At 56.1% G+C, this 16,654-nt stretch carries 20 protein-coding genes; 3 read left to right on the top strand and 17 right to left on the bottom strand.

Translation table 11 applies throughout. From position 1 onward, the window contains the following. Positions 1 to 18: 18 nt before the first annotated feature. The 14 genes from B9Z43_RS11995 to B9Z43_RS11930 form a co-directional block, all read right to left on the bottom strand. A complete protein-coding gene (locus B9Z43_RS11995) occupies positions 19 to 1,017 on the bottom strand; it encodes an MBL fold metallo-hydrolase (protein ID WP_233250117.1) in 999 nt (332 codons plus the stop codon). 68 nt (positions 1,018 to 1,085) lie between these two features. Next, positions 1,086 to 2,822, bottom strand: a complete 1,737-nt coding sequence (gene soxB, locus B9Z43_RS11990; protein ID WP_108325871.1) for a thiosulfohydrolase SoxB — start codon at positions 2,820 to 2,822, stop codon at positions 1,086 to 1,088. Positions 2,823 to 2,882: 60 nt separating this feature from the next. After that, a complete protein-coding gene (gene soxX, locus B9Z43_RS11985; RefSeq protein ID WP_108325869.1) occupies positions 2,883 to 3,539 on the bottom strand; it encodes a sulfur oxidation c-type cytochrome SoxX in 657 nt (218 codons plus the stop codon). A gap of 14 nt (positions 3,540 to 3,553) precedes the next feature. Continuing rightward, a complete protein-coding gene (soxA, locus tag B9Z43_RS11980) occupies positions 3,554 to 4,297 on the bottom strand; it encodes a sulfur oxidation c-type cytochrome SoxA (protein WP_233250116.1) in 744 nt (247 codons plus the stop codon). Between the two features lie 139 nt (positions 4,298 to 4,436). Beyond that, the gene (soxZ, locus tag B9Z43_RS11975; RefSeq protein WP_199222305.1) at positions 4,437 to 4,748 is read right to left on the bottom strand and encodes a thiosulfate oxidation carrier complex protein SoxZ; all 312 of its coding nucleotides are present in this window, start codon (positions 4,746 to 4,748) and stop codon (positions 4,437 to 4,439) included. A 48-nt stretch (positions 4,749 to 4,796) separates the two neighbouring features. Then, positions 4,797 to 5,252 carry a thiosulfate oxidation carrier protein SoxY gene (gene soxY, locus B9Z43_RS11970; RefSeq protein ID WP_108325862.1) on the bottom strand — a complete coding sequence of 152 codons (456 nt, stop codon included), beginning with the start codon at positions 5,250 to 5,252 and terminating at the stop codon, positions 4,797 to 4,799. A 69-nt stretch (positions 5,253 to 5,321) separates the two neighbouring features. Continuing rightward, positions 5,322 to 6,398, bottom strand: coding sequence for a c-type cytochrome (locus tag B9Z43_RS11965; RefSeq protein WP_108325860.1), 1,077 nt, complete (start codon positions 6,396 to 6,398; stop codon positions 5,322 to 5,324). Next, on the bottom strand, positions 6,382 to 7,746 hold the full coding sequence (gene soxC, locus B9Z43_RS11960) for a sulfite dehydrogenase (protein WP_233250115.1): 1,365 nt from the start codon (positions 7,744 to 7,746) through the stop codon (positions 6,382 to 6,384). The genes B9Z43_RS11965 and soxC overlap by 17 nt, the downstream gene beginning before the upstream one ends. Positions 7,747 to 7,768: 22 nt before the next feature. Beyond that, positions 7,769 to 8,074, bottom strand: a complete 306-nt coding sequence (locus B9Z43_RS11955) for a helix-turn-helix transcriptional regulator (RefSeq protein ID WP_108325857.1) — start codon at positions 8,072 to 8,074, stop codon at positions 7,769 to 7,771. Between the two features lie 129 nt (positions 8,075 to 8,203). Continuing rightward, positions 8,204 to 9,547, bottom strand: coding sequence for an OmpP1/FadL family transporter (locus B9Z43_RS11950; protein ID WP_108325855.1), 1,344 nt, complete (start codon positions 9,545 to 9,547; stop codon positions 8,204 to 8,206). Between the two features lie 24 nt (positions 9,548 to 9,571). Continuing rightward, entirely contained in the window at positions 9,572 to 10,144 is a 573-nt protein-coding gene (locus tag B9Z43_RS11945; protein ID WP_108325852.1) for a DUF302 domain-containing protein, read from the bottom strand. Between the two features lie 127 nt (positions 10,145 to 10,271). Beyond that, positions 10,272 to 10,595, bottom strand: coding sequence for a hypothetical protein (locus B9Z43_RS11940; RefSeq protein ID WP_233250114.1), 324 nt, complete (start codon positions 10,593 to 10,595; stop codon positions 10,272 to 10,274). A 117-nt stretch (positions 10,596 to 10,712) separates the two neighbouring features. Then, positions 10,713 to 11,021, bottom strand: a complete 309-nt coding sequence (locus B9Z43_RS11935; protein WP_108325850.1) for a c-type cytochrome — start codon at positions 11,019 to 11,021, stop codon at positions 10,713 to 10,715. 112 nt (positions 11,022 to 11,133) lie between these two features. Further along, positions 11,134 to 11,514 carry a rhodanese-like domain-containing protein gene (locus B9Z43_RS11930; RefSeq protein ID WP_108325847.1) on the bottom strand — a complete coding sequence of 127 codons (381 nt, stop codon included), beginning with the start codon at positions 11,512 to 11,514 and terminating at the stop codon, positions 11,134 to 11,136. A gap of 210 nt (positions 11,515 to 11,724) precedes the next feature. Here B9Z43_RS11930 and B9Z43_RS11925 point away from each other — a divergent pair, with 210 nt between their 5' ends. Next, positions 11,725 to 12,342, top strand: coding sequence for a bifunctional 2-polyprenyl-6-hydroxyphenol methylase/3-demethylubiquinol 3-O-methyltransferase UbiG (locus B9Z43_RS11925; RefSeq protein WP_108325845.1), 618 nt, complete (start codon positions 11,725 to 11,727; stop codon positions 12,340 to 12,342). Between the two features lie 18 nt (positions 12,343 to 12,360). Here the strand turns inward: B9Z43_RS11925 and B9Z43_RS11920 are convergent, their stop codons facing one another. Both B9Z43_RS11920 and B9Z43_RS11915 read right to left on the bottom strand, forming a co-directional pair. After that, positions 12,361 to 13,062 (bottom strand): Crp/Fnr family transcriptional regulator, encoded by a 702-nt coding sequence (locus B9Z43_RS11920; protein WP_108325843.1) that lies wholly within the window; start codon positions 13,060 to 13,062, stop codon positions 12,361 to 12,363. Positions 13,063 to 13,113: 51 nt separating this feature from the next. Next, positions 13,114 to 13,599: a hypothetical protein gene (locus B9Z43_RS11915; RefSeq protein WP_233250113.1), complete on the bottom strand. Its 486-nt coding sequence runs from the start codon at positions 13,597 to 13,599 to the stop codon at positions 13,114 to 13,116. 96 nt (positions 13,600 to 13,695) lie between these two features. On the opposite strand from B9Z43_RS11915, the gene B9Z43_RS11910 reads away from it, so the two are divergent. Together B9Z43_RS11910 and B9Z43_RS11905 are read left to right on the top strand one after the other, a co-directional pair. Continuing rightward, positions 13,696 to 14,760: a YeeE/YedE family protein gene (locus B9Z43_RS11910; RefSeq protein WP_233250112.1), complete on the top strand. Its 1,065-nt coding sequence runs from the start codon at positions 13,696 to 13,698 to the stop codon at positions 14,758 to 14,760. Positions 14,761 to 14,846: 86 nt separating this feature from the next. Next, the gene (locus B9Z43_RS11905; RefSeq protein ID WP_233250111.1) at positions 14,847 to 15,953 is read left to right on the top strand and encodes a YeeE/YedE family protein; all 1,107 of its coding nucleotides are present in this window, start codon (positions 14,847 to 14,849) and stop codon (positions 15,951 to 15,953) included. Between the two features lie 12 nt (positions 15,954 to 15,965). Here B9Z43_RS11905 and B9Z43_RS11900 read toward each other — a convergent pair whose 3' ends face one another. Beyond that, on the bottom strand, positions 15,966 to 16,586 hold the full coding sequence (locus B9Z43_RS11900; protein WP_233250110.1) for a c-type cytochrome: 621 nt from the start codon (positions 16,584 to 16,586) through the stop codon (positions 15,966 to 15,968). Positions 16,587 to 16,654: the final 68 nt, after the last annotated feature.

The raw sequence follows: 16,654 nt of genomic DNA, 5'->3' as shown, positions 1-16,654 counted from the left end.
CCCCTTTTTTATGAAAAATCAGAACGCTTCTTTTTCTGCTTCCAGGTAAGCCAGGCTGATGTATTTGCCGATGTTGCCTTCAAAGCCCTGCATGGTCTTGGCACGGGATGTCACACGCACGTCTTTGAGCACCATGCTGCGCGCCTCTGACTCCGACTTGCCGTCCTTGACCGCTTGCAGACAAGGCTCCCAGATGCCCGCCATGAACTCGCCATAGGTCTTGAGCAAATCTTGACTGCCTTGACCATGGCCCGGCACCCAGAGCTGATCGCCTGTTGCCGCCGTGAGGGCTTGGTAGTACTTGAATGTGCCCGGATAAGAGCCTTCGTCCATGTTGGCGATGCGGTTGGCCATGGCGATGTCGCCCACGGCCGTGAGTTTGTCTTGCACCACCTCCACACACAGGTCCGATGGCGTGTGGGCGTTACCGTAATGGTGCATGCGGAATGTCACATCACCGATTTGGATCACCTGGCCATGCTTGACGGCTGTGTTGGGCAAGACCACTTCGGTGCCCAAGGTGGACTGGTTGGTCCACCGTTCCATGAGGCCGCGCCAAAGGTTGCCTTCTGCCCCCTTGAGCTTGTCGATCGTGCTTTGCAGGGCATAGATCGGCAACTGTTGGCCATAGGCTTTGACAAAGGCGTGGTTACCCAGCCAGTGATCGCCGTGATAGTGGCTGTTGAACACCGCAACGACCGGCTTATCGGTCACTTTTCGGATCATGCGGATGGCCATCTGTCCGATTTGAAGCGATGCCCCTGAGTCGATCACGACCACGCCCGCCGAGGTCACCACGAAGATGACGTTGGACATCATGCCGCGGTTTTCCGGGGTGGGAAAACCATCCGGCGAAAAGATCATCCAGACATGTGCTGACAATTGCTTGGCTGGGATATCACCGACCGGCGGGCCTTCGATGAAGTCCTGTGCTTGTTGCGCCAACAAACGGGCTTCTGGCCAAAGTGCTACCCCAGCGCACACAGCACTGGCGGCCAACATATGTCTACGTTTCATGCGTCATCACCTTTCAAAGCCAAGTTGATCTGCAAACCGGTTGCAGATCAACTCCCTGCATCTCCCCATCAGGCCACGTAGCCCTGATTGGGCAAGCCACCTGTGATCTTGGGCGCATTGAGCTTGCGCGGCTTGACACGGCCACCGGGCTGCGTCTTGAGCCAAGTCTCCACGACTTCCCACACTTGCTTGTTGCCTTGGTTGCGGGCTTCTTCGGCCACGGGCGCCCAACCGGCCACCTTGTATTTTTTGCCCGCGTCGATCAATTGCCCATTCAGGCGCATGTCGCCAATCCGTGTACCCATCTTGCCCAGCGGATTGCAGCTGTAGCTCAAGCCACCCACGCGCACCATGTCGCCACCTTGTTGGTAGTAAGGGTCGGGGTTGAAGAGGTTGTCGCACACGTCTTCGAGGACGGTCTTGATGGTCTCGCCGGTCATCTCGGTCACGGTGGCGTACGAGTAAGTGGTGGCCGTCATGTCGAGCAGCCACTCGCGTGTGATGGCCTGGCCCGGCAAGAGCGATGTGCCCCAGCGAAAGCCTGGCGAGAACGCGATCTCGGCCCCTTGCACATCCAGCAAAGCATCGACCAGCAATTGGTCGCCCGTGCCATTGAAGTTGCCACGGCGGTAGAGCAAGCCTTCCGAGATGCCCAGCTTTTCGGACAGCTTGGCTTCATAGGGTGCGCGGATCTTGGTGATCAGGGCGTCCATCTCTTTGTCGGCGGGCAGCATGTTCGAGAACACGGGCAACAGCTTGTAGCGGAAATCGCTGACCTTTTTGTCTTTGACATCGAAGTCGAGCACCCCCAGGAACTTGCCATTGGAGCCTGCATTGGTGACGATGGTTTTGCCGCCTTTGTTGGACACCAGGGTAGCCACAGGCATGCCGTCGTGTGTGTGACCGCCCATGATGGCGTCGATGCCGCTCACGCGGCTGGCCATTTTCAGGTCCACGTCCATGCCGTTGTGGCTGATGACGACGACGACCTGCGCACCTTTGCCGCGGGCTTCGTCCACCATCTTTTGCATGTTGTCGTCCTGGATGCCAAAGGCCCAGTCGGCCACCATGTAGCGGGGGTTGGCAATAGGCGTGTAAGGGAAAGCCTGGCCGATGATGGCGCAAGGCACACCGTTGATCTCACGGATCACATAGGGCTTGAAGACTGGATCGCCAAAGTCGTTGGTCTTGATGTTTTGCGCGACAAAGTCCACCTTGCCCGCAAAGTCTTTCTCGACGATTTCTTTGACACGCTCCATGCCCAGCGTGAACTCCCAGTGGCCGGTCATGACGTCCACGCCCAGCAACTTGCAGGCGTCGACCATGTCTTGACCATTGGTCCACAAACAGGTGCCCGAACCTTGCCAGGTGTCACCACCGTCCAGCAACAATGCGCCTGGACGGCTGGCCTTCATGCGCTTGACCAGCGTGGCCAGGTGCGCGAAACCGCCGACCTTGCCGTAGCGGTTGGCCGCTTTTTCGTAGTCCAGATACGTCAGCGCGTGCGCCTCGGCTGAACCAGGGCGGATCTTGGCCACTTTGAGCAAGTGCTCCCCCACCAAATGCGGCAAATTGCCCTGCATGGAGCCAATGCCCATGTTGATGCTGGGCTCACGGAAATAAATGGGCTTGAGCTGCGCGTGGCAATCGGTCATGTGCAAGAAAGACACATTGCCGAATTTGGGGATGTCATAAAGGCCGTTGGCTGCTGTGGTGGCACTGGCTTCTGAAAACTTGCCCATGCTCATGCCGGCCATGGTGCCGGCGCCCATCACTTGGATAAATTCGCGTTTGGTCAGGTTCATATTTGCACTCACTGATGTATTGGAAGCAAAAAAACCCGGACGTGCCGGGTTTTCAAGGCGTCACTGGTTGACGGGTGATTTGGTATCGAGCAACAAGCCGACAATGTGGCGAACCTGTGTCTCATCCAAGATGCCCATGTGACCTGCGCGAGGCATGTTGGAACAGGCGTTGTAGGCCTTGGCGTTCCAGATCTTGCCCCAGGTGTATTCCACGATGGCTTTGGTGGCTGGGCTGTTGGGGTCGGTCACGCCACGGATCTTGCCGTAGTTGTAGAGGCTGGGCCCAATCGTGCCGAAGGAAATCTCTTCCTTGCTGATCTGATGGCAGTTGTAGCAGTTGCCACCATTCACGTCGCCTGCTTTGTCTGTCCAGGTCAGGCCGCGACCGCTTTGGGCGATTTTTTCGCCCTCTTTCCAGTCACCGATGAACTTGCCGTCCGAGGGCCACTTGATGGCTTTCAGATTCATCTCTTCAATGGCCTTGGCCGTTTTTTCGTCCAGTGGCTTGCCCGCCACATCGGCATCACTGCAAGCGCGGTTGGTCTCGTCGGTGGCCGTGATGCGTTCGACTTTCACATGACTTTGGTCACGGAAAGAAGCTTTCACGATTTTGTCTGTCAACGTGTTCAGCTCAGCCAAGGAAGGACCGGATGCGCAACCTGCGGCCACCAAAGCGGCAGCCACGCTGGCCAAAACGAGTTGGGTCTTTTTGTTCATGAAGGTCTCCTGTTTCAACGCTTGATGGCCGGGGCAACTGAGGCTGCGCCCTTGGCATTCACGCCCAAGTAGGTAGCCAAGGCAACGGTCGCATCGCTGGCAAAGCCGGGGTAGGGAAAGCGCTGCTGGCGGTAGCAGTCGTTCAAGCGCAATTGCATGCTCCACATTTGACCATTCGACACACGGTAGGCGGGCCAAGCGGCAAAGCCGACGCCGTCACCCGGGTTCTTGGTCAGCATGGGCAAGTCTTGCAAGCGAATGCGCTTGCCTTCTTCGCCATGGCAGGATGCGCATGAGAAGTCATGAGGACCACCGCGCTGAAAGAACAGGCGCTTGCCCACTTCATAGAAGATTTTTTCTTGCGGGTGAGCTTGTGACAAATTGAATCGCAGGCCCTTGGACTCGGCCGAGATCCAGGTGGCCAAGGCCGTGACATTGGCCATCTCGCCACGACCAAATGCAGTCTTTGAAATTTCGGCGGCATTGAAGCCTTGCAGGGTTTCCATGCAGGTCACCAAACGCGACTCGAGGTCTTGCATCTTCTGGGTGTCTGCAAAGTAGCGGGGCAACTCAACGAAAGCCCCTTTGACCACGCCAGGGCCTTTGCCCAGGTCGCACTTTTCAAGAGAAGCGTTTTTGGGACCGCGAACTTTTTTCCAGAGGTCTTCACCTTTGGCCTCAAAAAGCTCAGCGGGGTTGCCGTCTTGCAGCATGGCACGGTATTCGTCAATGCCTTGGCTGGCGGTTTTCTGGGCCATGGCCGGCACCATGCAAAGGGCCAAAGCCGCTGCAATGGAGAGTGTTGATGCTTTTATCATTGTCACCTCTGTTGAAATTCTTGAAACGAAAAAAGGGTGAAGCCCAGAAAACTTCACCCCTTTGAGCACGCGAATGCTATCAGGACACAGTCGCTTCGTCTGTGCGGGTATCGCCCTTGTTGTCTTTCCAAGTCACAGCGACTTTGTCGCCCGCCTTGGCACCCTTGATGGCAAATTGCATGAAGGGGTTCTTGGACACGGCTGGGCCCCATTCAGCGGCCAGCACTTGCTTGCCGTTCAAAGTGGCGGTGACTTCCTGGATATACCAAGCGGGGACCAGTTTGCCGGCGGCGTCTTTGCGCTGACCGGATTCCATCTCGTGGCTCATGAGAACACGGACAGTGGCTTTGTCGCCGGAGGCTTGGGCACGAATGCGCATTGGATCTGCCATTTTTTTCTCCTAATCTTTCAATGATTCTGTTGAAAAGCAATTGAGCGATTAACCGCCGCAACCGCCCAAAGTGACTTTGACTTCCTTCTTGGCGAAGAAAGCCTTGCCGTCGGCCATGATGGCCACAGCGTAAACGTCAGACGACTGGCCCATCTTGGCGCGGGTCGCAAAGTTGGCTTCAACAGCATCGCTCACGTGGAACATGGCCACCAAAGCTGCAGGGTTCTTTTCGACCAGGATCAACAATTGTTTGACGCCAGCCAAAGTAGTGCTGGCACCCAAGGGCACCACGGCTCCGTTTTCAGCGATGTCCGGACCGGTGATGGTCACATCCTTGCTTTCGGCCAGGCTGGCAGCGCCATAGGCCTTGGCTGCATCCTGAACGGATTTGGCATCAAAGCCGGCTTTGTTGAAAGCAGCGTGGGCGAACTGAGGAAAGCCAGCCGACGCCAGCAAGCCGGCAACAACAGCACTTTGCTTGAGTGTCTCGCGACGAGTTTGCATCTGAAATCTCCTTGATGATTGAATGATGCTAGTGAAATTGGTTCAGCAACACTACGGGAGTATCCCGCATTACTTGCTGGCCCCCTTGGAAATCCATTCGGCAATTTTCTTGGCGTCTGCATCAGGCAGAGTCTGTTGGGGCATCGGGATAGAACCCCAGACACCCGAACCACCGGCCTTGATTTTGCCAACCAAATAGTCAATCTTGCCTGAGTGCTTCTTGGCAATCTCATTGAAGCCTGGGCCAACCACTTTCTTGTCTACACCATGGCAAGCGGTACAACTGTATTTGTTCAGCAAGGCGATGGCTGCTTTGGCCTCGGCGTTTTCTGGCTTGGCTGGCGCTGCCGCAACAGGGGCTGCAACAACAGGCATGCCGGCCTTGGCTTCTGGCTTGGTGGTGTCCACCCCGTGCTGCTGGCCCACCAGGCGGTTTTGTTCCGCGAGGTTACCGTGCGCGTTGCGGGCGAAGTCGGGCAAGAAGGACGCCAATTTGGGCTCAGGCGTGCAATCTTTCATGCAGATTTTGTTATCGGTATCTGGCTTTTTAACGCCACCAAATTCCTTGCCGGGCCACATGGCGTGCTGGGTCGTCATGCCGTTGCGATTGGGCATGCGGTTTTGCACGTCAGCGATGTTTTTGTCCGACAGCACGAAGTCATCAGGCACCACATTGCCCAAGTTCAACAAGAACGCCGTCACCGCATAGACTTCTTCTGTCGTCAAAGACTTCGGAGCGGTCCATGGCATGGCGCGGTTGATGTAGTCCCACAAAGTCGACACCGTCGCCACCTTCATGATGGTGGTGCGGCCTGGATAGTCCGAGCGATTCAAATTGGCCACGCGGCCTGTCTTGACGTCTTCGGCGGTGGTGCCACCAATCAGCGGACTGAACACCTCACCAGACTCACCGAACACGCCGTGGCAGTGGGCGCATTTGCTTTCCCACACGTCTTGGCCTTTGGCCACAGAACCCGAACCTGCAGGCAATCCTTTGAAGTCCGGACGCACATCAATGTCCCACTTGGCGACTTCTTTGGGCGTGGCATCACGACCCACACCAGGATATTTGGTCGCTTGCGCAGAAGCCAAACCTGCCACCGCCAGCAAGGCGGCAGTCAAAACGGCATTACGAAACCTGGACATTTTTCACCTCACCGTTTTCCTGAACCAACCACGACTGGATGGCGTTGTTGTGATAAATCGAGCGCGTTCCGCGAACACCGCGCAACTGCTGGTATGTGGGTTGCACATGACCTGTTTCGTCTTGAGCACGGCTTTGGATGATGGCGGGCTTGCCATCCCAGACCCAGTCCAGATTGAAACGCGTCAAAGCTTTGGAGAGCACTGGCGTTTCCAGACGTGCCTGACGCCAGTTTCGACCGCCGTCTGTGGACACGTCCACACGCTTGATCTTGCCTTTGCCCGACCAGGCCAGGCCAGTGATGTTGTAAAAACCCTTGTCCAGCAAAACCTGGCCGCCAGAGGGCGTGGTCACAACGCTCTTGACTTCCTGGATGTTGGTGTACTGACGGTGCAAGCCACCGGGCTGCAAATCGATGTAGTGAATCGCTTCGTCTTTGGCGGCGTAAGGCTTGTCGCCCACTTCAATGCGGCGCAGGTACTTGACCCAGCTCACGCCCTGCACGCCCGGCACGACCAAGCGCAAGGGGTAGCCATTTTCCGGGCGCAGCATTTCACCGTTCTGCCCATAAGCCACCAGAACTTCGCCAGAAGTGATCAAGCTCATCGGGATGGTGCGCGTCATGGACGAGCCATCTCCGCCTTCGGCCAGAATGAACTTGCCGTTTTTCAAGTCAGCACCAGCCAATTCCAAAAGAGTGATCAAGGGTACGCCCGTGAACTCGCTGCACGACAACATGCCGTGGGTGTATTGCACCGTGGGGACAGCCACATTGCCCCAATCGACAGCGGTGTTGGCACCGCATTCGATGAAGTGAAAGCGCGACACCGATGGCAAACGCATGATCTCGTCCATGGTGAACACCATGTTCTTTTTGACCATGCCGTTGATCATGAAGCGGTGCTTGGACGGATCGATGTCCCACCAGCCTTGGTGGTGACGCTCGAAATGCAAGCCACTGGGTGTCACGATACCGAACAAGGATTGCAAGGGTGCAAACGACACCGAGGCCTGCGTGGTCTGTGTCAGACCCGGGCTCTGACGACGTTGCAAGTTGGCTTCAAATTTGGAAGGCTTGCCGTAACCTTCAACCGCCACGCCCTGCCCCAGATTGGTCGCATGCTCAGGCAAGTTCAAGATGTTGGGGTCGCCGCCTTCAGTCGGCACAGGGTTGCCCTGGGCCATGGCCATGGGGGCAGCTGCACCGGCAGCCGCCGCTGCAAAAGCGTTGCGAATGAAATCGCGGCGGCCTTTTTTGCCTTCGGCATAAACCTCTTTGATGCCAGTTTGGGTCAGGAAGTTCTCCGGTGCTTTTTGCACCCTCCCTGAGTTGATGTTGTCTTCTTTCACACAAACTCCTCGTTTTGAGTTGTCAATTCACGGCCACGTCGGTGGCGACTTGTGTACACACCGCACGGCAAACCACCACAGCTGTCTCGTCTGCAATCCGATAAAACATTTGAGCACCTTGGCGACGTTTACCCAAAACGCCTGATCTGTACATGATGTTCAGATGTTGGGACATATTGGGTTGCGCCACATCAATGCTCTCGAGCAATTGCCCGACATTTTTCTCACCCTGACACAGCTGGCTGATGATGCGCAGACGAATCGGCGTGGACAGTACGGCAAACAACTCTGCCGCCTTGTCGAAAACCTCATCAACCTCATCGCTCATGCACTGCTTGCCATTAAGTTCGTATATTCGGATGTGCGAATATATACGATAAATGATGAATCTGAACCAGGGATTACAGGGGCAACAGCAACTGATCAGGATAAACCCTGATCAGTTGCACCTGCGGACTCAATAGCGGTAGCTCAGCAACATCTGATAGTTGGTCTGGCTGTGGCTGATGGTCAAAGGCATCTGCCCCGATGAATTGACGACCGTCACAGTCGGCGCATGGGACATCGCAGCATCCACGCTGACCGACTTGCTGAGCTTGTAGCCAAAACCTGCGGTGTAGTGGTTCTTCACAATCGCCGGAAACAAGGGATTGACGGTGCCGTCAGGAATGGGGTTCGATGCATGGTTGTAGCCCGCACGCAAGGTCCAGACGTCATCCAATTGGTAGGCACCACCCAAGGCCACAACCGTTTGGTCTTTCCAGTTTTGAGGCATGGTGAAGTTGACATTGCCCCCCATGGTGGCGCTGTCGTAGCGCATGGAAAAACCCTTCATCACACTTGACCAACCGAGGCGCTTGACATCTGCTGCCACCAACAACTTGGGGCTGGCTTGCCATGCCAGGCCCACTGTGGTGGATGCCGGCATCTGGAAGTTGATCACCGAAATTTTTCCGGTATCGGAAAAAGCCCCTTGCCCCATGTCCGGCGCACTCATGCTAGCACCGGTCGCCGCTGTCGTCATGTCACTGAGGCTGGTCTTGAGATGATGACTCACGCCCAGTGACAGATCTTTGCTTGCTTGAAAGACCAGTCCTAACTTACCAGTCCAACCAGCGCCTTTGGCTGCACCCGTGTATTTATTGGAATTACTGAAATCAATACGTGCCCAAGGAGCTCCAGCCAGCATTGGGGCAGCCATAGCAATATTGCCCGAACCACCCGTGACCATGCCACCCAACTGTGCACCACTGGCGGCCATCTTCATGTCCAAGCTGGCCCATGAATAGTCGAGAGAGGCGCCAATATTCAACTGCTCATTGACCTTCAAGGCCACCGGGAAAATCACGCGCCCCACTGCCAACTCGGAACGCACGTCCTTGCCGCTTTGCATGGCCAAGAACGTGTCAGCGCCGTATTCAGTACCCATCCCACCTTGACCAAAAACACCCACACCCCAGGTCATGCGGTCGTCTTTGCGAACCCAGCCCATGGCGGGCATGACATAAGAAGTTCCGCTGGACGATGCCGTCGGCATGCCGGTCATGCTGGATTTGACGTTGGGTCCCAAAACACCCAACGCCACATCCAGGCGAGAACCATTGGCCCCCAATTGCAAAGTAGCGGGGTTGTTCATCATGGCCGCCGTGCCATTGTCAAACGCCGTGGCAGCGCCGCCCATGGCCAGCGATTGCGGGCCATAGCCCTCCATCAACATGCCGTTGGTGGCATGTGCCGACAAAGAAGCCAACAGCAGAGCCGATGCAGTAACCGTTGCGCGCAGTGTGTGTGTCGTTTTCATGTTTTGTCTCCTCGTGTTTTTAAATCAGAACTCGCCCTTGGAGCCACGCTCCATCATTTCCCAGATGGTGTCGCGCACAGCGCGGGCCTCTTCCTTCAGGGGGGATGGCAACTGACGCCCCATCTTGACCATCATGTCCATGTTGAGGGTGTACATCCACAGGCCGTCTTCTTTCTCCACCAAGGAAATTCGGCAAGGCAAATACGCGGCCATGTGCGGGCTGAAGTCCACCATGCGGCGAGCGGTGGTAGGGGTGCAGAACGAGTACACCGTCAGCAGTTTTTGTTTTTGGCCGGTGCGTGCTTCCAGCTCTTTCGACAAAGGCAAGGTGCCCACGTCTTTCATGTTGCGCTCGGTGGCCACTTGCTTGAGCACTTGCTCAACTTCATTGGCGGTCACACCGGCCTTGACTTTGCGCTCCCAGGTGGTGGCCACTGCGATGTCGCCATTGCCATCAACCCAGCGGTCCCACATGCGACCAGCCTCTGCAGCAGCGCCTGTCTCGAGCTTGCCCATCGTGCTGATGGTGCCGCAGCCGGTCAACCAGACCGAACTGGCCAAAACGCCCCACTTCACCCAGGTCCAAGATTTGCGCATGTGTATCTCCTTCAGATTTGCTGCAATCAAACGTGGTGTCACTGCCCACGCACGGACACCGTTTGATACAAATCATCAGGGATATCGCCAAAAGCTAATATAGGAAATACCCTATATAAGCAAAGGTTTATTTAAATTTGTAGTGCTCTCGGTTCAAAACAGCAGCCACCGCATTGACCTCTTCAGGAAACATGCCCATGTTGAGTTCTGTGTTGCATTGCTCGACCATGCCGCGCAACAAACCGGCCGTGTTGATGCGTCCCTTGGGCTTGTAAATGGCACTGCCATCACCGGGAACTTTGGAGGCATGGCATTCCACGCATTTGTTTTCTGCGATCAGCTTTTGCCCCAACTTGAGGTCTGCATCTTTGAAAATCGAGGGCTGGGCGTGCGCGGTCATCGACAGCAACAACAGTGGGCCCACAAGCCAGGAAGTCTTGATCACGTTCATACTTTCTATCCCCAAAAAAAACCGCTCCCGAGTCGCCCCGGAAGCGGAAGGATAAAGCCACGAGTACCAGTCGGGCTTTTCAATTTTTCATCCAATTGCAAGCAATTGGAGTGGACATCACTTGGCGCCAGCCAGGATCCAGGCGGCCAAGGTGTTGGCATCTGCATCACTCAAAGCAGCTTGTGCAGGCATGGGGATCGGACCCCACTTGCCAGAGCCACCTGCTTTGATGCTCTTGGCCAGATTGGCTGCAGCGTCTTTTTGACCCGCATATTTCTTAGCGACATCTTGGTAGGCAGGGCCCACCACTTTTTTGTCAACGCCATGGCATGCCATGCAAGCGTTCTTCTTGGCCAGATCCAAATTGGCGAAAGCGGGTGCAGCGAAAGCAGCAGAGGCCGCAATGAGTACAGAAATCAATTTCATGGGAGCTCCTTGTGTTGAATATCAATGGCGACTAATTTAACGCATAAATCAGCTTCGGGGTTGACGAAATGCATCCCAAAAAATCAGTGCTTTCACTGATTCAGCCTGGTTTTTAATCAAATGAGGGTTGCTCTGGCTTGACCACCGGCTTACCAGCGGCCAGCCAAGCATCAAAACCCCCGGCAATCGATTTGACACGCAAATAACCCATGGCTTGCATGCTCTGCGCGGCCAGCGCAGCTCGGCCACTGGTCTTGCAATACAACACCACGTTGATGTCTCGCGCAGCCAAGGCGGGCGTTGCACTGAGTTTGAACTCCAGCAAGCCGCGAGGCATCAAAACTGCGCCAGCCAAGTGGCCAGCGGCAAATTCATCGGCTTCACGCACGTCAATCAACACATCGGCTTCCCTGATGGCTTGTTCAGCGTCTTTCAATGCGATTTCTTGTGTACAGCTTTTGGCATCGGCCACCAAATCATGTGCGGTTTTCATGGGGATTCCTTCAATGTTGGGGGAGGTGATGTGGCTTTCAGGTGGGCGTCCATGCCACCTTAGGCTTTCCATTCAGCGTAGCCTCCTTGCAGGATGCGAACATTTTCCCATCCTGCGAAGCAAACGCACATTGTTCATCTTAAACTCCATAAGTTTTCACGAATATACTCAATTCTGACGCCCACACGCAAAAATCACACCCTCTCCACCATGACGGCATTCAACAACCCACGCCACACTTGGAACCAACGTTTTGCCACCGAGCAATACATCTTTGGGGAAGAACCCAATGCCTATTTGCGCAGCCAATCGGCACACCTGCAAGCAGGTTCCGCTTTGGCAGTTGCTGATGGTGAGGGGCGCAACGGTCTGTGGCTGGCTGAGCAAGGCCTGAACGTAGATGCTTTTGATTTTTCTGAAAATGCGATCCAAAAAGCACGCCTGTTGGCCGAGCGACGCTCGCAGTCGGTCAATTGGCGTTGCTGCGATTGGCAGTCATTTGACTGGGCAAATGCTCGTTATGCCAATGTCATCGGCATCTTCTTTCAATTTGCCGCCCCCCAAGATCGCACAGCACTGTTTGCCAAGATGGACAAAAGCCTCAAGTCCGGCGGCACCCTGATCATTCAGGGCTACACAGCAGCTCAACTGAAGTTCAATACGGGCGGGCCAGGCAAGCTGGACCACATGTATGACGAAGCCATGATGCGCGAGGCTTTTGTCGATTACGACATCATCGATTTGCAGACCTATGAAGCGCAGATTGACGAAGGCACGGCCCACAAAGGCATGTCAGGGCTGCTGGGCCTGACTGCGAGAAAGCGCTGAAACCCCAGCCAGTGCCGTTCAGATCATCAGCATTTTTTCGTCCAGTATTTCATACCGGCGTCCCTGCTTGTCGCAGGCTTTCAGAGCACCATCACGCACCAAGCCAGAAATTTCACGGCTGACGGTTTCCAGCTTGAGATCGAGCATCGCCCCCATGTCGTCGCGCGCAAAAAAAGCGGTGAAACGGGGCTCTTCAGGCTCTCGCATTTTCAAGGCCAGGCTCGCCACACGCTGACGTGCAGTACCGAAATTCAGTTCAGCCAACCAATCGTCGGCATCTTTCAAGGCTTGCTGCCACTTTTGCATCAAGCGCAAATGCAAACGGGGAGAGTTCGCAGACAGATGGTTGATGACCGACAAAGGAATTCGACAAACACTGACATCCACCATGGCAACGGCTTCGCTGTCATAGCGGCCGGTCACCAAGGCCTCCAGCCCAATCACATCGCCAGGACGCAAAACCCGAACAATCCGCTCACGACCATCCACGGTGGCACGCACCAACTTGACGGTGCCCTTTCTCAGCGTGAACACACCTTGCGCTGATTGACCTTCAGAGTACAAGATGGCGTCTGACTGAAAGCTCAGGTCATCAATGGGCGTGTGCATGTCGCTGAAGTCTTGCTCATTGAGATCGGCAAACAACACCATGTCTCGGATGCCGCAACTGCGGCAATCCGAGGTGCCTTGCCAAGCGGAATCAATGCGAATTGGAATCATGGCTAATTGTTAAGTAGGCGAGTAGCTTTTGACAGCACACAAAGAACTCGCTCAAAGCGCCTGCCGAGCCTTGAGCAATCGCTCTTCCAGATAGGGTCCATAAAAGTCGGGCAGGTAACCGCCCTCCATTCTCTCTGCAACTTCTTTACCACCTGGACCGAAAAACAGCAAAGTCGGGGCAACAGAGATGCGCCACTGCTTGATCAATTGATCGTGCGTGGTCGCACGTCCTTGGAAATCCAGAACACCCTGAACACTGCGCATGTCCAGCTGCACGATGGGCGTTCCTGCTTTTTGCATGGGCACCAAATGGCTGCTGCGGGCAATACGGCAAAAGGCACAGCCCTCCAAGCTCACCATGACGATCAGGGCTTGCTTTTGCTGCAAAGCCTTGGCCAATTCAATCTGCAGGGAGGGGGGAGATGGCAAAAGGGCTGGCATGACCGATTGGGCGCCCCCAACTTGGGCCCACGCCAAAGTCACCAGCCCCAAAAACTGGCGACGGTGCGAGGCGAAGTACAAAATGGGCTCTTTCATGAATACCGATCAAAAAACCAGGAAAATACACAATGTATTGTCAATCAGTTTAGGCAAGACGAAATATAAGCAATTATCAAATTATTGGAGATCAATGTGAATCTTGCAAGCCTGCTGGAAACCTGGGGAGACGCCAATGTGCTGGCCGCAGGCGGCGCGATCATCGGCTTGGTGTTTGGTTTTGCGGCCCAACGTACACGTTTTTGCGCCCGTGCCGCAGTCCTGGAATGCTGTGAAGGCCAGGCTGGCGAGCGCCTGAGCGTCTGGCTCCTGGCTTTTGGTGCCTGCTTAATGGGTGTACAAATCCTGGTGGCCTTAGGCTGGCTTCAACCTTCGGTCAGCCGTTTCATCGCGCAGCCGGGCAGCATATCCGGGGCCGTGTTGGGAGGCTTGTGCTTTGGTGCCGGCATGATTTTGACGCGCGGCTGCGCCAGTCGTTTGTTGGTGCTGTCGGCCAATGGCAATTTGCGCGCCCTGCTGTCTGGTTTGGTGTTTGCCGTCACGGTACAAGCCACGATTGGCGGTTGGTTGGCGCCCTTGCGCAGCACATTGAGCCAGTTGTGGCCCGTGGACGGCGGGGCATCGCGCGATTTGTTGGTCCTCAGCGGGATGGGTTCGGTGGGTGGCTTGATTCTTTCGACCTTGGTTTTTGTCGTTGGCCTGGCGTTCTTCATGCGCCACCACGCGGGTCGCTGGGCCTTGGGCTTGGGCGCGACAGTGACTGGCCTGACCATCGCGATGGGCTGGGGGCTCACACAGGCCGTTGCAGGCGCATCGTTTGAACCGGTGGCGGTACAAAGCCTGAGCTTCAGCGGCCCCTCCGCCGAGTGGTTGATGCGGGTCCTGTCCACGGCCAACGCGGCCAGTTGGGGTTTTGACACCGGCGTGCTGCCCGGTGCCTTTGTGGGCTCCTTGATCGGGGCTTTGCTCGGTCGTGACTTCAAATTTGAAGGCTTCAAGACCGAGAACAAGCTGGGGCATTACTTGTCCGGGGCAATATTGATGGGCTTTGGTGCGGTCCTCGCTGGTGGCTGCACGGTCGGTGCCGGCATGACCGGTGGTGCGATTTTTGCACTGACCGCTTGGCTCACACTGATCGGCATCTGGATCGGCGCAGGCATGGCCTGGCGTCTGAGCAAGGGCATGGGCTGGGTGGTCTGAGTTCGCTTCTTGACCTCCATCAACGCCTAGAACGACTTCGGGCTTAGGATATACATCATTCAACAATGATGTAAATGGAGATTGCCATGCCCATGGCTCAATGGCTGGAAGCCTACGGAAACCCCACGGTGCTCGCCACGGGTGGCGCGGTGATCGGCGGCTTGTTTGGATTTTTTGCCCAGCGCTCGAGATTTTGCTTGCGAGCGGCAGTGATCGAATTCTGGCACCGACGTTTTGGCGACAAGCTTTCAGTTTGGTTGCTGGCCTTTGCCTCTGCTGTGATCACCGTACAGCTCATGGTCTTGATGGGCTGGCTGGATACCAACAACGCACGCCAAATCTCTGCCACCGGCAGCCTGTCCGGTGCACTCATCGGTGGCTTGACCTTCGGCATTGGCATGGTCATGACCCGCGGCTGCGCCAGCCGACTGCTGGTGCTGTCGGCCAATGGCAATTTGCGAGCCCTGCTGTCGGGCCTGATATTTGCTGTCACGGCCCAATCAGCACTCTCAGGCGTTTTGTCGCCTTTGCGCCTGGCGATCAGCAGTTGGTGGACCATCCCTGGCGGTGCAGCGCGCGACCTGCTGGCCATCACAGGTCTGGGACACGGAGCGGGCTTGGCCATGGGCGGCGTGTGGCTCATCGCCGCCCTGTATTTTTCATGGCGCTCACCTCAGCGCAGTTTATGGATGTGGGTGGGGGGTATCGGCACGGGACTGATGGTCGCCGCTGCTTGGGGGTTTAGCCAGTGGGTGGCGCGAGAGTCATTTGATCCGGTGCAAATTCAGGGCTTGACCTTCAGTGGCCCTTCTGCCGAATGGTTGATGCGGGTGGTGCAATGGCCTTGGCCACCGATCGGCTTTGAATTCGGTCTGATGCCAGGCGTTTTCCTGGGCTCTTTGATCGGTGCGCTGATCGGCAAAGACTGGAAGCTGGAAGGCTTCACCGATGGTTACAGCATGCGCCGCTACATCGGCGGCGCGATTTTGATGGGATTCGGCTCCATGCTGGCTGGCGGCTGCGCTGTCGGAGCAGGCGTCACTGGCGGTGCCATTTTTGCCCTGACCGCATGGGTTAGCCTGGTAGGCATGTGGGCAGGAGCGGGCCTGACCGACCGTTGGCTGGATGGCGGCACATCGGCCGGCACCAAGCCATCGCAGCCAATGCCCCTTTCAGGATTTACCGCACCCTGAGACTGAGCACCGTCATTTGCCGCTCAGGTACTCCGCCACAGCCGCCATTTCCAGCGGCGTCATCTTGCTGACGATGGCGTGCATCACGGCGTTGTCATTGGTGCGTTCGCGCTTGTTGAACTGTTGCAACTGCGTGGCGATGTAGTCTGCATACTGACCAGCAAGGCGAGGTAAAGCCGTTGTCCCTTTGGCTTCCGCCCCATGACAACTGGCGCAAGCGGCCAGACCGCTGTACTTGTTGCCCTGGTGGTAGATGTACTTGCCAACGGCCGCCAGACCCTGGTCTTTGGCAGGCTCCACGGCAACGGCTTGTTTCTCAAAAAATTTACCCAAAGCCACCATCTCATCGGCTGTCAACTTGGCCACCATGTCAGCCATGGCTGTGCTCTTGCGCTTGCCACTTTTGAAGTTCTCGAGCTGCTTGGCGGTGTATTCCCAGTGCTGACCGGCCAGACGCGGGAACACTTCACTGGACGATTCACCCTCTGCGCCGTGGCAAACAAAGCAAACTCCACCCACGATTTTTTTGGCGCGCGCTTCATCCGCCTGGGCCATGGCTGAATTGCCCAGCGCCGCAAAACCCAGCAGCAAAGCTGCTTGCAACAGGCGGCGGGATGTGACTGTTTTTTTCATGATGTACCTCGACTTGCAAAAATGGCCGTAAAAAAACGCCGCGAGTCTGGCGACTGCGGCGTTTTCCG

Origin of the sequence: Limnohabitans sp. MMS-10A-192, assembly GCF_003063335.1 — a bacterium.
GTDB lineage: Bacteria > Pseudomonadota > Gammaproteobacteria > Burkholderiales > Burkholderiaceae_C > Limnohabitans_A.
Note: the sequence above shows the minus strand (reverse complement) of the source record. Positions and strands in the feature narration are given on the sequence as shown.

Bases quoted from the DNA above. Each gene is read 5' to 3' on its own strand.
- B9Z43_RS11995 (WP_233250117.1), bottom strand. From the start codon at position 1,017: ATGAAACGTAGACATATGTTGGCCGCCAGTGCTGTGTGCGCTGGGGTA.
- soxA (WP_233250116.1), bottom strand. From the start codon at position 4,297: ATGGCCCAGAAAACCGCCAGCCAAGGCATTGACGAATACCGTGCCATG.
- B9Z43_RS11920 (WP_108325843.1), bottom strand. From the start codon at position 13,062: ATGATTCCAATTCGCATTGATTCCGCTTGGCAAGGCACCTCGGATTGC.
- B9Z43_RS11905 (WP_233250111.1), top strand. From the start codon at position 14,847: ATGCCCATGGCTCAATGGCTGGAAGCCTACGGAAACCCCACGGTGCTC.
- B9Z43_RS11915 (WP_233250113.1), bottom strand. From the start codon at position 13,599: ATGAAAGAGCCCATTTTGTACTTCGCCTCGCACCGTCGCCAGTTTTTG.
- soxY (WP_108325862.1), bottom strand. From the start codon at position 5,252: ATGCAAACTCGTCGCGAGACACTCAAGCAAAGTGCTGTTGTTGCCGGC.
- B9Z43_RS11950 (WP_108325855.1), bottom strand. From the start codon at position 9,547: ATGAAAACGACACACACACTGCGCGCAACGGTTACTGCATCGGCTCTG.
- B9Z43_RS11900 (WP_233250110.1), bottom strand. From the start codon at position 16,586: ATGAAAAAAACAGTCACATCCCGCCGCCTGTTGCAAGCAGCTTTGCTG.
- B9Z43_RS11935 (WP_108325850.1), bottom strand. From the start codon at position 11,021: ATGAAATTGATTTCTGTACTCATTGCGGCCTCTGCTGCTTTCGCTGCA.
- B9Z43_RS11945 (WP_108325852.1), bottom strand. From the start codon at position 10,144: ATGCGCAAATCTTGGACCTGGGTGAAGTGGGGCGTTTTGGCCAGTTCG.
- B9Z43_RS11965 (WP_108325860.1), bottom strand. From the start codon at position 6,398: ATGTCCAGGTTTCGTAATGCCGTTTTGACTGCCGCCTTGCTGGCGGTG.
- soxB (WP_108325871.1), bottom strand. From the start codon at position 2,822: ATGAACCTGACCAAACGCGAATTTATCCAAGTGATGGGCGCCGGCACC.
- B9Z43_RS11955 (WP_108325857.1), bottom strand. From the start codon at position 8,074: ATGAGCGATGAGGTTGATGAGGTTTTCGACAAGGCGGCAGAGTTGTTT.
- soxX (WP_108325869.1), bottom strand. From the start codon at position 3,539: ATGAACAAAAAGACCCAACTCGTTTTGGCCAGCGTGGCTGCCGCTTTG.
- B9Z43_RS11940 (WP_233250114.1), bottom strand. From the start codon at position 10,595: ATGAACGTGATCAAGACTTCCTGGCTTGTGGGCCCACTGTTGTTGCTG.
- B9Z43_RS11930 (WP_108325847.1), bottom strand. From the start codon at position 11,514: ATGAAAACCGCACATGATTTGGTGGCCGATGCCAAAAGCTGTACACAA.
- soxZ (WP_199222305.1), bottom strand. From the start codon at position 4,748: ATGGCAGATCCAATGCGCATTCGTGCCCAAGCCTCCGGCGACAAAGCC.
- B9Z43_RS11925 (WP_108325845.1), top strand. From the start codon at position 11,725: ATGACGGCATTCAACAACCCACGCCACACTTGGAACCAACGTTTTGCC.